Annotated in this window: 9 protein-coding genes and 2 pseudogenes; 7 read left to right on the top strand and 4 right to left on the bottom strand. The window is 57.9% G+C overall.

Annotation, left to right across the window (positions count from 1 at the left end; genetic code table 11):
* Nucleotides 1–549: 549 nt before the first annotated feature.
* The 6 genes and pseudogenes from IVB26_RS07870 to IVB26_RS07845 all read left to right on the top strand — a co-directional run bounded on the left by IVB26_RS07870 (nucleotide 550) and on the right by IVB26_RS07845 (nucleotide 6,765).
* On the top strand, nucleotides 550–852 hold the full coding sequence (locus IVB26_RS07870; RefSeq protein WP_247971175.1) for a hypothetical protein: 303 nt from the start codon (nucleotides 550–552) through the stop codon (nucleotides 850–852).
* A 1,112-nt stretch (nucleotides 853–1,964) separates the two neighbouring features.
* Nucleotides 1,965–2,282: pseudogene (locus IVB26_RS07865) on the top strand (chitooligosaccharide deacetylase NodB); the annotation flags it as partial.
* 14 nt (nucleotides 2,283–2,296) lie between these two features.
* A pseudogene (nodC, locus tag IVB26_RS07860) lies at nucleotides 2,297–3,535 on the top strand (chitooligosaccharide synthase NodC); the annotation flags it as partial.
* 1,306 nt (nucleotides 3,536–4,841) lie between these two features.
* Nucleotides 4,842–5,105, top strand: coding sequence for a hypothetical protein (locus IVB26_RS07855; RefSeq protein WP_247971174.1), 264 nt, complete (start codon nucleotides 4,842–4,844; stop codon nucleotides 5,103–5,105).
* A 390-nt stretch (nucleotides 5,106–5,495) separates the two neighbouring features.
* Nucleotides 5,496–5,810 carry a hypothetical protein gene (locus IVB26_RS07850; RefSeq protein WP_247971173.1) on the top strand — a complete coding sequence of 105 codons (315 nt, stop codon included), beginning with the start codon at nucleotides 5,496–5,498 and terminating at the stop codon, nucleotides 5,808–5,810.
* A gap of 217 nt (nucleotides 5,811–6,027) precedes the next feature.
* Nucleotides 6,028–6,765 (top strand): outer membrane protein, encoded by a 738-nt coding sequence (locus IVB26_RS07845; protein ID WP_247971172.1) that lies wholly within the window; start codon nucleotides 6,028–6,030, stop codon nucleotides 6,763–6,765.
* 488 nt (nucleotides 6,766–7,253) lie between these two features.
* On the opposite strand, the gene IVB26_RS07840 is transcribed toward IVB26_RS07845, so the two are convergent.
* The 3 genes from IVB26_RS07840 to IVB26_RS07830 form a co-directional block, all read right to left on the bottom strand.
* Nucleotides 7,254–7,970, bottom strand: coding sequence for an autoinducer binding domain-containing protein (locus IVB26_RS07840; protein ID WP_247971171.1), 717 nt, complete (start codon nucleotides 7,968–7,970; stop codon nucleotides 7,254–7,256).
* 1,004 nt (nucleotides 7,971–8,974) lie between these two features.
* A complete protein-coding gene (metC, locus tag IVB26_RS07835; RefSeq protein ID WP_247971170.1) occupies nucleotides 8,975–10,219 on the bottom strand; it encodes a cystathionine beta-lyase in 1,245 nt (414 codons plus the stop codon).
* A gap of 1,832 nt (nucleotides 10,220–12,051) precedes the next feature.
* Nucleotides 12,052–12,534 (bottom strand): pyridoxamine 5'-phosphate oxidase family protein, encoded by a 483-nt coding sequence (locus tag IVB26_RS07830; RefSeq protein WP_247971169.1) that lies wholly within the window; start codon nucleotides 12,532–12,534, stop codon nucleotides 12,052–12,054.
* Between the two features lie 1,315 nt (nucleotides 12,535–13,849).
* Between IVB26_RS07830 and IVB26_RS07825 the strand changes: the two genes are divergently transcribed.
* Nucleotides 13,850–14,116, top strand: a complete 267-nt coding sequence (locus tag IVB26_RS07825) for a hypothetical protein (protein WP_247971168.1) — start codon at nucleotides 13,850–13,852, stop codon at nucleotides 14,114–14,116.
* A 655-nt stretch (nucleotides 14,117–14,771) separates the two neighbouring features.
* On the opposite strand, the gene IVB26_RS07820 is transcribed toward IVB26_RS07825, so the two are convergent.
* Nucleotides 14,772–15,584: an arylamine N-acetyltransferase family protein gene (locus IVB26_RS07820; protein WP_247971167.1), complete on the bottom strand. Its 813-nt coding sequence runs from the start codon at nucleotides 15,582–15,584 to the stop codon at nucleotides 14,772–14,774.
* Between the last annotated feature and the right edge of the window lie 687 nt (nucleotides 15,585–16,271).

Below are 16,271 nucleotides of genomic sequence, written 5' to 3'. Positions count from 1 at the left end.
GACTCAAGAGATCGATCGAGGTCGACGTGGCGCACGACCAACACACCATTCCAGATCGGGAGGCTCGATGTCGATGCACCCACGCAATCACAAAACGGGTGGGCGCCCCGAGCACCTGGATATCGGATGACCCCTTTCTTTGCGTGACCGGGATCACTCAGTCGATCCGGCCTCGTCAACAGAGCGATCCGAGTGTGAAAGCGAAAGAGCACGGACGTGGCAGAAGTCCAACTCCGATGCCGCTGCATGGTTGTGGCAAATGGAAAGCGGCGCACACCCTCCATGTCAGTTTTGCACGTGAGCCACCGCACGCTACCGGGTTACAGCCTGGAGCACAGGAAAGATAAATGCCTTGCTCGCAAATCGCACAGTTTGTGAGTTCCCCTGAGCATATCTTGAACGTCCGTCTCACGCCCGCTGGGGCGTAGCAGCGGACATGTATCGCAGTCATTCGCCTGTTCAGGGTCGCCTCGCGCGCCGGTGTCAAAGGGAACAGGTCTGATTTCGCTGGGATGGTCGCCAGAATCTGGCTGGAGAAGGAGATGGCCAATGATGTCACCAAGACTGATGTCAGTCCTCGGGTCGATGGTAGCAGTCGAGCGTATGTTTTGGAAACTTCGAGAATTGATCGATGGCGACAGCTCGATCTCACCTGAAGTTCGAGAGACGCTTCATGCAATGTTAGATGCAAAGCTTCTTTCCGCAAAAGATAAGATTATGAGCGATGCGCGCGCTGCGATTGACGCAACTCCTGGTTTGCCGCGGGCGGTCCGCGATCGAGCATACAGGTCGCTCGACTTTGCAATGAAAATGTTCATGACCAGAACCGTGCCCCCCTCAGAATCCTTTTAACGAAGTCGGTATCTGCAGCGCTCATCCCAAAATGCATTGATCCATGCCCCGCTCCAGCGAGCGCTTGCCCGAACACTTTGCTGTGCAGCGTTGATGTTAGCCGGGGGGCTTCGATTGAGCTCCTGAGCAGCTATGAAGCTGATGGGAATGGAGCGACAGCACCTCGCTAGTTGATCAATCTAATCTATCCTGATGGCCTGCAGGCTTGGGTGGGCACCTGCCGAAACGCTGCAGGCTCTGTTTTTCTCGAGCATCCCGAACCAGGCTTCTCTGGCCACCTTTAGCGGTCCGCTGCGTCGAGCCAATGGGCGAGTGCCCCTCAGCTCTGTAACTTGATCATCGAAAGGACCGGCCAGGTCTCGTCATTAGGCGGCGGCGTAGGCTGGACTCTGCTCTGGGGAAGCAGCGCTTGAGTTGATCCAGCTCAAGCATCATGATTCGCGTTCCCGAGATGGCTTCGATGCCTGGCTAGGACCTTCACCGAATGGATGGTCGCATGGTGAGCCATTCTTCCGCATGCGCCTGATCAATTGAATCAAGAGGATCGGCTCACGCACTCAATGTTGATGAATCCCTCTTGACCCATCCGCAGCATGGATACCTCGCATCAAAACAATAGATTTTACCAATATTCTCCAAATCCGCATAGCTAACCGCCGGCTATCAAGGATGATTGAGGAAAAGGCGCGTGATGACGTATTCGCCATTTTCAATGCAATTGGCGGATAACGTGCAAGCGCCAGCACGTGATCAGCTCTTGCGCCCAGATCGAGGCCCGTCTTGGTCGCGCTATCGGACTAGGGCGCAGTGCAACGTGTTCTATTGCATCAGCGAGCCACTGGCGCGCGGGAGCTGCTTGGATGCATCAATCTGGCCCGAACATCAGCCATGAGGCAGCATGGGCAGCTCGCCCTCGGATCTCTGGCCGGCCTTAGCGAGAACGGCGCAGCCCAAGCCAATAGCGACAAGGGCGATCTAGCGTCGCTGGGTGCAGCGCTCTGGCAGGCTGATCCCGGATGGCCGCGCTTGACGCGCATCTGTCCGGTGGCGCGCGGTGAGCCCTTTGCGAGTCAACAAGGAACTGGAGTGTTTTCGATGCGGGCTCGTGGCCGCGGCACATGCGTGCGCCGTATGGGACTTGGACCAAGGAGGCCCACGCTGCGTCGGCGAAGGCCGAACTGGCAGCCCTGCACTGGTCAGTCGACCCGCAAGACTGGTCTCGTCCTGGCGCCGAGGCGATTGTTGCCGCGGTGCTGGCCTCGGTCCGGCCGGGGGCCATCGTGCTCCTGCACGACGGGTGCCCTCCCGACGAGTTGGAACGCTGCCCTCACTCTGGTCGGCGCGACCAGACTGTGACGGCGCTCGCCCAGCTCATTCCAGCACTGCATGACCGTGGATTCGCAATCCGGTCGCTTCCTCAAACTCACTGAATAGATCAATTCCCATGAGCCTGCTTGCCACCATCAGCACCGTTGCTGTTGCCTCCTACGCGTTGCTCTCCAGCGTCCATAAGAGCGCGCAGGCGCTTTATGCGCTGCGAACCGACGCCTCACTGCCGCCGTACGATCCGGTCGACACCGATGCTCTGCCTAGCGTGGATGTCATCGTGCCCTGCTTCAACGAGGACCCGCGCACGCTGGCGGCCTGCCTGAAGTCTCTCGCAAGCCAGGACTACCCAGGGCGATTGCAGGTCTATGTGGTCGATGACGGCTCTGCAAATGTCGCTGCAGTGGCCCCGGTCCATGGGAGCTACGCATATGACCCGAGGTTCAACGTCATTCTGCTGCCAAGCAACGTTGGAAAGCGCAAGGCGCAGATCGCAGCGATACGCCGGTCGTTCGGCGATCTCGTGCTCAATGTCGATTCCGACACGGAAATCGCCAGCGACGTGGTCAGCAAACTCGTACGCAAGATGCAGGATCCAGCCGTCGGCGCGGCCATGGGGCAATTGACGGCCAGCAACCGGAACGACAGCTGGCTGACCCGATTGATCGACATGGAGTACTGGTTGGCTTGCAACGAGGAGCGCGCGGCGCAGACGCGCTTTGGTGCCGTCATGTGCTGCTGCGGGCCGTGTGCCATGTACCGCCGCTCCGCGCTGCTGTTGCTGCTGGACCAGTACGAGACGCAGTTCTTCCGGGGAAAGCCGAGCGACTTCGGTGAGGACCGTCATCTGACGATCCTCATGCTCAAGGCAGGGTTTCGAACCGAGTACGTTCCGGACGCCATCGCCGCCACGGTGGTCCCGGACAGGCTCTTGCCCTATCTGCGGCAACAGCTCCGCTGGGCGCGGAGCACTTACCGCGACACGCTGCTGGGTTTGCACCTGTTGCCCGGCCTGGACCGGTACCTTACGCTCGACGTGCTCGGACAGAACCTCGGGCCGCTGCTGCTCGCCATCTCATCGATTGCCGCGCTCGCTCAGCTCGCGCTCACCGGCACCGTGCCCTGGTGGACCGGTCTGACCATCGTCGCGATGACCATGATTCGATGCAGCGTGGCGGCCCTTCGTGCCGGCGAGCTTCGATTTATCGGCTTCTCGCTCCACACCCCGATCAACATCTTCCTCCTGCTCCCGATGAAAGCCTATGCGCTCTGTACCTTGAGCAACAGCGACTGGCTCTCGCGCAGACCAGCCGATTTGCCTGACGGAAATGGAACGCATGGCAAGCTTTTGTGCCCGGGCCCGACAACCGACAAGCCGAAGGAGATTGTTTGCACGTCGCGCATTGAGCACCTTCAGCACCGCATTGCTCTACAATTGGAGGTCGTTGCTCAACTGATCTGCCAGGACAAATTCGCGCTCCGAGCGGTCAAGCTGCTCGACGAACTCACAAGCGAACTGGTCGCGGCGAAGCTTGACCTCGGCGCAATAGGCGAGGCGAGCGCCAGCGGACCCAGCAGGCGAACAGTCCCGGCGAAACAATACGGTGACCTCTTCTATCCAGAAGACCTCCGCATCCTAGCTGACATTTTCGACCAGGCAGTCGCAGCTTTACCGCCAGATCGCCGTACTATCGCCAATCGTACGCAAATCGCCAAACTTGTTCTAGCTCGGGGAACGACACGTGAAGCCAAGTCCGACCCGACCCATGGCGCCTGCGCTCTTGGCGATTTGCTCGATCAGACGATCAACTCTTACTCGTCTAATCAAATCGAGGCTCCGCCTAGCACCTGGCGGAATTCTGCATAAGGCGAAGGTTAGATCGCTCGATCGGGTAATAAGAAGACATCGTCCTGGTTTTGAGAGCCGGCGGTCCTTTCGAGATCGCCCAGCGATGGGTATACAGGCAGCCTGCTTTTCCCTAACAGTTTCGTCTCGTCAGCAGGCGTGCCGCGGGACAGGTGGCAGGACCACTTCTTCGGCATCGTCAAGGCAAGAACCGTGTATTCAAGCGCTCGGTCTCAGAGCATGAGTACGGTACCCCTTGCACTGCAATGCGACCGCCCGCCGGCCGCCGCGGCGCGCAAATAGTCCAGGTCCTAACGGCACTCCGAGTGCGCCGCGAGACGGCTAGTCACGTCCACGTTTCAGCTGCGACCGAACGTCTTCCTCGTTGCCCCCGGCGGGTGGGGCAATGCCGCCCAGAGAAGCGCAGCACTCTGACCAAACCAAAGGTATCAGCCATCACGAATGTCGCATTCCTGCAACGATCACGGCGTGGGCCACTCCGCGGATCAGCATACCATGCCTGGCTCCACGCACACTGCTGCTGCAGGCCATCTCAAGTGGCAGGGAGTAGCTTGCGGCGCGGCAATCAGGATGGAAGTGCGTCCCAGCCAGATTGTCGCGCTATAGTCGCCGAAGGGATTTGACTCGTACGTAGCGTCACGTTGTAGGAACCAGGCATCCGCCGCCTCGCGCCGACCAACTAGTCAACGACCGATGGCGGGGGTGTGACGTAACACATCAAAGCAATCCTCCGGATTAGACATCGAGATGACGACACCGCTTCTTTTCTCACTATGAACTTCTTCGGCGGCTTTGGATGAGGATACGCTATGCGCAGCTGGCGTTCCCAACCGACGTGAGCACGCCCGGCTCTATGGCGCTTACTTTCATTCCGGCAGTTCTGCTCCGCCGCCGCTCCGAGTTCCTAATGCTGCATTCGGCCTTGCTCAAGCAAGGAAATTGCCGATATGCCACACGAGAGCGAACGCTGACCGCCGTCAGTTCGTCGAGCACAGAATCGGAAGGCGGCGTGGAGGGCACGCGCGTGCTCGCGTTGAGTCAGTCCAACAGCGCGGTGTAACGTGTGACTGATGGCCGATTTGGCCCGAGACACTGACGGTGAAGACTGAGGCACCGCGGAGAAGATATGTCTGGCACGCGAGTTAGCGCTTGAACTGAATGCGACGGCGAGCACGATTGCGGACAGCATCGACAAGGAGCACCTTCACTCTCCTGCGGCATCTATACCGATTCGATGCCCGTGGCGATCTGCACTGGGTGAGAAGAGCGATCCAGAGCCATCGCACGACTTCGCATTTCGTCTCGCGCAGGATCAGCGCCGCATTGACCGTGACAAATGCTTCCTGGCCGAGTTCGATTCGCTGAACTCGCCTACCTAAACTGAGAGGTTTCGAAGGTGAGGCTTCCCTCCTAGAACTCGATCCGCGATAGTCAGTACAGCGGATGCATCATGAAACCTGACGAGCGCCTCGCCGAGGTCCTTGAGAATAGCGCGTGTTTTGATGATGAGGCATGGGAGGTGTGGGCACAGTGCCTCTCACCCACTGAGCGGCTGGCGTATATTCGCAAGCATCGCTCTCACTTCCGGTTCGCAGATTACGATGAAGTGATAGCTGTTGTACGAGGTCGGCGCTTCACCGGTTGCTCATCGCAGCTCCTTCGATGGCGTCACAGGATAAGAGCAAGGACGTTGCAAAGCGCTTTGCTCTTTTCGGTTGCGGTGTGGCTTGGCGTCATCTGGCTTGCGGTGCGCTTCATCCGCTGAGATCAGCAGCCCGCTTTTTGCCCACCCCTACGCAATCTACGTTCGCGCGCGAAGGAGCATTGCGAGGCAGTTGAACATGATCCGCAACGCCGCAACCTAACGCAGGGTTCGGTTCAAGCATTCCTTTCGGCCCAAATGTTGCGATGCAGTTACAGCTATTCGCGCGGATGTTGTTAAGACGCGCGAGGCTCGGGGCACTCAAGACATGAGAGTAGAAATGAAGAACTTGTTGCTTGCGACTGTAAGCATTGTGGCGCTTGGCGCGGTGGCGCCCGCATTCGGCGCGGATCTGGCTGCGCAGCCCGTCCAGCCTCTCTATACCAAAGCTCCGCAGCCTGTTGCAGCTACGATCCACGACTGGAGCGGCTACTACATCGGCATGAACGGCGGCTTGGGCTCAAGCTCGAATTGCTGGGACTTCAATGGCGGCACGCCTGAGGGCTGCCATGATGCGACCGGCGGTACTGTGGGTGGCCAGATCGGCTATCGAAGGCAGATGGGCCAGATCGTGCTTGGTGTTGAAGGCCAGGGGAACTGGGCTGATTTGACTGGCTCGAATGACAGCATAGCGTTTGCGGATATCAACCAGACCAAGATTGATGCGTTCGGCGTGGTAACGGGGCAGATCGGTTATGCCGTGGACAACGTATTATTTTACGCCAAAGGTGGTGCCGCAGTGACGAGCAATACCTATCAGATTAGCTCGACCCTCACGGGCGCGCAGCTTGGGAAGAGCGACCACATTCTTTGGGGTGGTGCATTGGGAGCTGGGATTGAGTACGGTTTCACGCCGAGCTGGTCGGTCAGCCTCGAGTACGACCACCTATTCATGCAGCCCGGAGCGGTGCACTTCCCCGCGCCCGCAGGCGGAACCGATCGCGTCCGCCAGGATTTCGATCTTCTGACTGCACGGCTCAACTATAAGTTCGGCGGCCCGTTTCTTCTGAAATACTGATCCGCAGTACGAACCGCGGATCGAAAGCCCCGGCCCATGGCCGGGGCTTGTTTTTGCGAGGGCGGGATTGCTGCATCAGGCAATACTGTTATCCCAGGCGACTAGGTCGTCGCAATCCAAACCCAAAAACCGCTCCCATATTGGAAGAGTGGCGCCATCCACAATCGACCACGGTTGCGCTGAAGATCACTGTCATCGCACGCGCGTCAGCAATGCGGCGAATGGTCTTCCGTCATGGCCAGTCCACGTCGGATTTAGGCAATCGTGCGAACCTCTCCCGCATCGAAAACACGACCAACCCTCGGCGGGATGCGCATCTATGCTCCCGAAGACGATCGAGATGACAGGCTTGTCAGCTATTCGCGGCAACAGCATCTTCTGCACCTTGGGCTGAACGTGTCCTCGCTGCTGTTGTCATGTTGTCACGCTGATCAGATCGCTCGCTCGTGACTTCGGCATAGGCCAATACGCGGCAGCGGCGACGAACGTCAGATAAGACCGAGGCGAATCGCCTTAGCAACGCAATGGGTACGGCTGTTCGTCTCTAGCTTTCGCATTGCGTTCTTCAGGTGAAAGTTCACCGTATTCTCGCTGACTGTCAGGATGACTCCGATTTCCCAGGATGATTTCCCCTCTTCCACCCAGCGGAGGCAATCCTTTTCTCGTTCTGATAGCGCCACTTGCATATGGCATCTGTCCTCCGATGACGGCGCGATCTCTGCAAATGCATGATGAACCTGCCAAGCCAATGCGTTGAGACGACTGAGACGATACTCAGGGTCGTCATCGTCGAACCTGGATGCAAAGGATGCGACAGATAGCTGTCCAAATGGTCCGAACAGTGGGCCATGCTTCAGACCGGCCTCTTTGGCCTCGTTCAACACACGCATTTCGCTTGGCTGCAATTGATATTTGTGAGCGAGTTGATCCCATAGAAACGGCGCCGACTGCATCGTCGTACGCCGAACCACGGGATCGATGGCATTGTATCGGCGTTCAGCATAGCGCTCGCACCACGCGGAAGGACAGTTCGCTGTCACCGCGGCTGGCAGATACTCTGGCCGGCGGGTTGGCTCCGCGTCCGTCAGCGCCACGTAAGCGACTTGACTGAAGCCCTGTTCGCTCGAACAGCTCACAAGCAGATCGAACAACACCTCGGGAGATCGACTCTGTTTTGCGCATTCGATGAAGCAAAATAGGTCCATTTGGTGCCTCCCGCCACCGACTTAGGCAAACCGGTGCTGCGTCTTTTGAGTGGTTCGATTTTGGCAGGGGCACTGCGCCACTTCAGCCTCCTCGTGCTTGCGAAGTGCGCGACCGAACGCGACAATCATACTTCTCGTGATGAGCTGCAATCGAGTTGCCTCAGATCGGATAGTTGCTCGATAGAGAACATTGTGCATGCGCTTCTTCGGGAGGAGGCGGACCTGAAGCGTCCAGCAAATGTCGTACCAGCTGAGGCGTTGAGAGCAGTGCCGCAAAAGCACGAGTGCTGGAGAACTGGAGACGCGACGTTCACTGCTAGAATTCGGACATTCGTCGCAAGAGAGACAATCTTGTTGGCGCTAGCTGAAGAATATATGTTGCATCGGCACGTACGCGAACGATCGTTTACGCGTTGGTCAGCCTCCCGCCTCTGCCCCGGGGGCCAAGCCGAGCTAGCGTAGACCCAGCCCCCGCGTCATAGGGCGCAGAGGCAATTAGACGCAGAAATGGCATGCATCCGCTGCGATACCCGTTTGCCATGGCGGTCGCGCCGTACCGAACGGAACGCCGGAGATCCCCGGTTGCGCGATCGCGTATTGCTGAGCGCTCGCGTTCAAAAGCACCCGGACATGTTTGGGCGAGCGAATCATCCGAATACGGCAATGGCAGCTGCGGCTTAAATGACATCCAACTGACCGCAGATCATGGGCGTTGTGCTCACGCACATTGACGGACAGAAGCCGTGCGCATGGTCCTCCTGCACGGGACTGGTGCTCCACCTCGCAGATGCACGGCCATAAGTCCGCTTTACAAATTGTAGATCATCGGTCCGTGTCAGCCGACATGCCCAAAACTCGCAGTCTGCACGACTGATCTCTGCTCGGGTTCCAGTTGCCGCGTTTCGGGCGGAGACGAGTTCGGGCGTGATCTCGCGACGATAGTGGCTCGTTGTACGGTAAGCATCGCGCCCCAAGCGTCGCTTTTATCGGTCTCCTCCGCGCCATCAATACTGCCCTTGAAACCACCCGCCTCTGCTCTCATCCTGGTAAGCAGCGTCGCTCACGCAGTGTTCGCAGGCGGCTCGCAGCGCCTGATGCATGTCCGCAATGAGATCACTCGGCCCCTCCATGCCGGCGTGAATACGAATCAACGGTCCATCAAATGAAACCATTGCTTCCGTTCGTGGAGGATCATCGACAGGCAGCACAAGACTTTCGTACCCACCCCATGACAATCCGATTCCAAAAAGGCGCAGTTTCTGGAAGAAAACCGAAAGCTGGGCCTTGGACATAGGCTTCAGAACGACGCCGAACAGGCCACTTGCACCCAAGAAATCCCGCTTCCAAATATTGTAGCCGGGATGGTTTGGGAGCGCAGGGTGTAGAACCTGGCCCACTGCCGGGTGGTCTTCCAGGCTTTGAGCCAGCTTCAGGCCATTTTCGTAATGCTGCCTCATGCGAACGGCTAGTGTGCGCAGTCCACGAAGAGCTAAATAGATGTCATCTGGCCCAGCAATCTCCCCGAAATGATGAGCGCTTGGCTGCAGGAGCGGCCACGCCTCCTTGTTAGCGGTAGCAATGCCCAGAAGGGCGTCGGAATGACCAACGATATACTTGGTCGCGGCATGGATCGAGATGTCGACGCCATGGAGAAAGGGTTTGAAATAGAGCGGCGTCGCCCAAGTATTGTCCATGAGCACGAGCGCACCCGATTGATGTGCGATCGCGCACAGCGCGGGCAGATCCTGTACCTCAAACGTCATGGACCCCGGGGACTCCAGGTACACAGCTCGCGTTTTTGTCCCAATCTTCGCGAGTAGATCCGAAGGCTGTGTGGGATGGAAGTACTCCACCTTGACCTCAAATCTAGTTAGAACCTGGTTCGCGAACATCCTCACCGGTTCATAGACGTTATCGCAGATCAAAACATGATCCCCGGCCTTCAGGATCCCGAGAAGCGCGTGGGAGCACGCAGAGAGTCCCGAAGGGAACAAGATCGAACGATACCCGCCCTCCAGTTCACAAATGGCACCCTCGAGAGCACGAGACAGCGGTGAGCCGAATCGTCCGTAGTTCGTCACTGGATTCTGCTTGCGTCTATCCCAGTCTTCGAGGTTTTCCGAAACGATCGTGGAGCCTCGATAGACAGGAACATTGACCATCCCGGCGTGTTCAGCCGGCGCGCGACCGAGATGAGACAATTGCGTATCGGGCTCTGGCCAGCGTTCATCCCAGGCGATGCGATCCATACCTCTCCTATCTGGGATCGCGTCGCTTAAATGCGCGGCGAATGCCCACTACTATCGATCTGCAACTCGTCTCCGGCGCGACGACTCGAGAACTCTGTATCGACGGCCTCTTTCGTCATCATATCCCAACCTTAGGGCAGCTCTCCTCCCAGATCGAAAGCGCGGTCGACCGCACAGTGAGACCGCGCCGGACCGCGCTCCCGAAAATCGGTGGTCAGCTTCATGCACTTCTAGGTCCATCACTACAGCAAAGGCTGGGCCAGACGCGCGGGCAGCGCGCTGCAGGCGGATTAATCCGGATTGGTCGGATGCCTCGGCACCAGGCGGATTTCTTGTCGGACAAAAGACGCTGCATGTCGGCTCCTTGCCAAATCGGTTAAATCGGGGTGATCTCGATGTGCGTCGACAATTGCACTTCTTATGAACTCGCGCATGGCGTTGTTTTTGCAGCTTCCCAGTGAGAGGCCTAGTTGCGGCACGCTTATACTTATATCGAAGCGGGGAGCCTGATCTGCAGCACCGATTGCGCTCGTTACGCGGCCGTCATGCAAGTTCGTGGTGCAAAAGAATTGCGCAGGCCCACTACGGTGAATGATCACAACTTACACGAACCGACACCTGACTAAATCGAGAGCGGCCCTTAACAGGCTTGAATCGTACCTAGCGTCAAGTTGCACTAACTAGCGGTTCGATTCTCCGGAGACTAATTCCGGCCTCAAGATGCCGGCACGGCACATTTAGGATCTGCGAGGCGCGCTTGAGATGATGGTGGCAGCTCTTATTGTCTTTTCGATTGTCGCCGCCGGTGGGCTCGGCTACGGCGTCGGCACTCGGCGTTTTCGCAGCCGACGAGAGCGCGCGCGGCTGGATATTGCTACGGCCCACTCCGCAGAGAGCTGCAGTAGTCATGCGCCGTCGCGCAACTCGCTCGAGCACCCCGCCTGCTGGCAACCAGAACCAGATCTTGCGGACCAGAAGCGCTCGACAATAGCCCGCGAGGGCTAAACAATTCACGCGCCCGGGATCACCTCTCACCTGCAGAATTCGCTGCCGGCCCCCTCGGCAAAGGTGCAGCTGAAGCGCGAGTTCTTACGTTGTGCTGCGGCGTGTCGCGGCTCGAGAACTACGACAGATGCGTTTCTTCGGCGGGGACGTCCGAACGGAGCGGCGTGCCGCCAGCGGCACGCGTTTCGACGCGCTAAGTTCAAATAATTTGAAACGCAAATGAGTCAGATGATACTGCGAAGCAGAACCGCAATCCAAGATCGTATGATGGCTGGAGCCAGGCGTGTCTATTCGATTGCCTGCATGCTAACGGAGGTTATGCGCAGTGCGAGGCTTGTTCGCCGATCCTTGCGCTGCACGATCCTCGATCCGCTTTCGGAAGCCTTAACATTCGGGCTCATCAGCCTCATACTGTCAATACCCCGTCTTTCAGAAAACAGGTGATCAGGATTGCAGCGAGGGCGCCGATCCCACACTCTGTCTGCCGGAATGCCGCACGGGTCTGACCAGCGCATGCGCGACGTACAGCTCGATTTCAGTGAAGGAGCTTCCGGACATCCTAGTCAAGGCGACGTCACGACCCGTTGGCCGACCGGCATCCGGGCAGGCGCCGAGTTCGTGATGCCGACGATGTCCTGATCTTCCCAAATGGAAGGCCGTGGCAGCTCCACGGCCTTCTCACCCTCCAATTGGCGCAGGCCTCAACTGGTGAACTCCGGCGCATCGGCGCCAGAGAGGTCGATTCGGCCGATCAATCTGTGAGTATCGCCCAACACCCAGAGATCTTTCACCTTCGGTCCCTCGAAAGTGAATACGGGCGCTCCGTACTACCAAAGATCGCACCCGCAGGGTGGACGCCAAACAGGGGCTTGCGGTGCAGGCCATGGAAACGAAGCTTGGCCGCCACGTGATTGCCTTCCTCGACCATGCCGAGGAATTCGACCACCTCTCCGATGAGAGGGATCGCCGCCTGGATCATTCCAGAGTAACTCGATCGTCCCCTGAAGCACTACGACATCGCCAACAACAAAGTCGACAAAAAGCAGTCCCGCCCTGGGATTTGGCACAAAATTGGCGAGCGTGTTTAAAAAGGAATTACCCGCAAAGCCCGGAACGGTGATCTGGTTGCCCGCCACGTCGATGAAGCCCGCCTTGCCGCCGCGGTGAGAGATATCGCAATCGAACGATGATCCGTCATCTGAAGGCGCACATGACGCGACGAAGAACGTCGCTGGCTGGCGGATCAGCTCTCGCGCCGCATCGTCCAAGACCTCGAACGCCTCCACCTCGCCGGGACCGATTTTCTCCAATGAAGCGGATCATGCGGAGTCGATATGGCGCGAGCGATCGAGAGAAGTTCGGACCCGATTGACAGGCCCAGTTGCTTCTCGCTCTCTATGACCGCCTGAGTTGGCTATCAGGAACGCGAAAGGCGCCCTTGATCGTGTCCGGATTGCAAACGCAGATCTGAACGTGAGTTTTCTGGAAGAACCCCGAGGTCGGATAGATGCGCTCACCCTCGATGAATATACCTCGCACTGTGTCAACGAGAGCTTCTCCGGCGTCCCGTCGAATTCGATGGAACATCTCGATCACAGCACAATCAAAGTTGCGGCGGAGACCATCCGAGTGGTTTTGCGGAAGCTCGAACTTGGCCTTCGCTGATATCGATAAGAGCTCGTCGTAGGCGATCTTGAGCTGAGCGATACCTGCAGCCGTAGTCAGATCCAAACACAGGCCTAGATCGATAGCGGCCCCTACGACCGCGGGTTACCGATGCGACCAGCACCAGCATCGCGGAGGCGCTGGCGAGACGAATGCGGACAAAGATGTTCGGAAGCGCCGCCGGAAGGATGACCTTGCGGAATAACTATTGCGGCGTCGCCCCCATCGTCCGGGCCGACTTGATCAGGAGCGGGTCGACTTGTTTGACCGCCCCGATGGTGTAGGAGCTGATGCAGGGGTCGGATCGTTGGCTGCTGGGTGGGACAAAAATGGAAAGTGTGGTCAGCCGCAACCCCGATCATAGGTTCTTCGGAACAAATGGTGTGCGCTGGTCACAAGGAGATTCGTACCAACCGGGCAAGCAGTCTCGACCCGTTACGCCCCTGCTCAAGGCACCTGATAAGGCCGCACAACGACATCTGCAGCGGCTGCCAGGTCCTTTCAGATTTTTTGATGCGGGGATTGGTCCGCACTATCCTGACAACGAATTTCGATGCGTCTCTGTCTGACGCTCTGAAGGCGCGGCAGCCTCACATCGGTGATGGTTCACGAAGTCAACCGCCCCCCGGTAATTACGACCAGTTCAACGTCTTCAATAAATGTCAGCTCTTCTGGTTGCACGGATGCGCTGAGCAATATTCCGGACAAGAACGCCGCCGGCGAAGTCGGCGTTCCCGATACCTCGTATCACTGTTCAGGCCAGTGCTCGACGGCGCGCCGATCATTCTCATCGGCTCTCGCGGAGCCGAGCCATCGATCATGGAAGGCATCTTTGCACAGAACAAAGAAGGGTGGCTCGACTTCCTCACGGCATACATATAAGGGTGCATACGTGATGGCGCAACGCTGCGTCCTTATGCCGAGTCGCTCGCACGGAGGCTCGGCACAAATTTCCGCCTGTTGAAGATAGATGGATTCGACGAACTATTTGCCGACCTCGGCAAAGACCTGGTAGGGCACGACCGCTACACAGCCGTTAGCGATGCGTCTGCGCAAGTTTCGCAGGTGCAGGCGTTTGACGAACGCGTGGTCGCAGGCGCTTCGCTTGACGATCTCGATCCGGATCTAACGCCATCCGTCCTGCGGGATTACTGCGAAAAACTCGGGCGCGCGCCGGTTACGCGCGACACCTGCGCACGCTTATGCCTGAGCAAGGTCTTTTGGTAAGCGGACCCGACAATGAGCAGCTGACGGCCGGTGCGCTCATCCTGTTCGGCAAGCGGCTGAAGGATTTTTTTCGCACGCCGTCATGTCAGTGACAGAGGCGGGCAAGAAAAGCGAAATCTACGAGGCAGTCTGATCAGCTACTACCGGAAGCTTCTGGAAAAGATCGAAAATCCCGAGGTCAATCCGCTCTTGAAGGTGAAAAAGCGCCGTCAACCTGACGAGCGGAAGGCTGGACGTGGGATATCGCTCTTTGGCTGGAGAAGTGGAGGCGTCAAGCCCGCACGATGTGCCGCCCTTCTGATTTTCTCCATCACCAATTTTCGGCGAGGGCGCCGGCCCGGTGGATCGCGGCCGTCCAAAGAGTGCCTTGGCACGAGGCGCCGATCCGTCAGTTGCCCTGCGAACGGTCATCAGCTGCAAGATCAATCGACAACCCCTGGGTGGAATTTTCCTCCGCTGTTGATACGCGCGTTCTGCGCGTAGCACGGTTTCCGGCATGGCTCGTCAGCCTCGCCAATCAGGTGCTCAGCAAGGAATCACAAGTAATTCCTTCAACTAGGATCTCGCCAATCAGCGCGGGTGATCGACGTTATGGGAAATTGAAATAGACCGCACAGGCTATCGCCGCGCTGGCAATGCTTGATCACCTTCTTTCCTATACAACTCCGCGCGACCCAAGCTTCTCCCATAACGAGTCAACGGTGTACTGAGGCAGTCGGAGCCCGAAGACATTGGCCAAGACCTGCTGCAGTTCGCTCTTCGTTTCGAGTGTTTGCGCTTCCTTAAGTTGGCTGCGAGTCAATCTGAGCTTCTTGTTAAGCAAGTTTGCACGCCCCTCGGATGTCAACACACTCATCATGAGGACGGATGGAAACGGCATACGGTCCCAGCGTGCGCAGATGAAGTTGGCGCCCTCGAAATCTGGTGGCAGGGCAACGGCTCGGTCGATACCGAAAAGAGCGAACCATTCATCTTCGTTCTTGCGTTCAAGCACGAGCTCTCCACTGGCCGGGTCGGCCCGCAGCCGAAACACGTCATCGCCAACTATTTGCTGCTCCTCCGTATCGATTCGTAGCGGTGCAATCGGTGCCGGACCGGGAAAGCCGGCATCGGCAAGCCACTCGGAGCCCTCTATGGTCACGATCAATGCATGATGTGTGCGTGGGCCACCTTCCGGAGTCCCCATGCGCACCCTGCAAAGAATGGGTTGGACCGTGAAATCGAGTGCTCCGAGCGCCAAGCCAAACAACTTGTTCAATTCGAAGCAATAGCCGCCTCGCCGGGCATCGATCAGTTTGGCCCAGATCGCATTTTCAGTCAGATCGGGGATATCGCCCAGCAGAACATCAATGTTCTCATAGGGGATCGCACGCATTTGAGCCTGCTGGAGCGCAAGAAGGCCATCAACCGTTGTCGGGACTTGAGCAAGGCCGATCCGATCGAGATAGGTCGCAATTTTAAATGCCATGGCACGTCCTTGATATCTGGATTCGTTTGATTAAGCGGCCGGAAGCGCGATGACTTCGCAGGGCAACGTGTAGCAGCGTAAAGGTGGCCATCTCTCCTATAGAAATGAAACAGCCCGAGCACTCCGGCGACAGCCTCAGTGCCGGTATCGAGCCACCGGCACGGCCGGAACAGCCCGTAGGGCTTCCGATCCGCGGCGGTTTGCAACGGCGCTCTTCCAGCCTTGCGAATCTTTTCGTCTCGCCTTGCCGCGAACGCTCCGCGTTTCCAGATTCACCGTCGCCGGCGATCCGCCATCGCTGAGTAGAGAACGGCGACAGCTAGAAGCTGAGGAATCGCTCTCAGCTACACCAGCAGTTTCCGCCGCGTTCAACATGACATCGCCCTTGATCAATCGTAGTTACGAAATTGCAGCACTTGCGCTACTAACGAGCGGCTGTCGCTCTTTTCACCGAGAAACTTCTGTGTTTGAATGATAACGCGCTCAGTCGCGTGCAGTCACCTCCTGAATGCTCAGCTCCGCTGCCTTCCGGGCTTGGCTCAACGATTGCATCCATATTGCTGGCTTGGTCGCCCCACCGATGTTGAGGGTTAGTAGTTGGTCGATATCGACAAGCTTGTCGACGGGCGCTTGACCTCGTTGACAAGGGTCTGGGCTTTATCCAAAACCGTTAACCCGCCGTGACGG

This window comes from Bradyrhizobium sp. 195 (genome assembly GCF_023101665.1).
In the GTDB taxonomy this organism is placed as follows: domain Bacteria; phylum Pseudomonadota; class Alphaproteobacteria; order Rhizobiales; family Xanthobacteraceae; genus Bradyrhizobium.
This window is presented reverse-complemented; position numbering and strand designations above follow the sequence as displayed.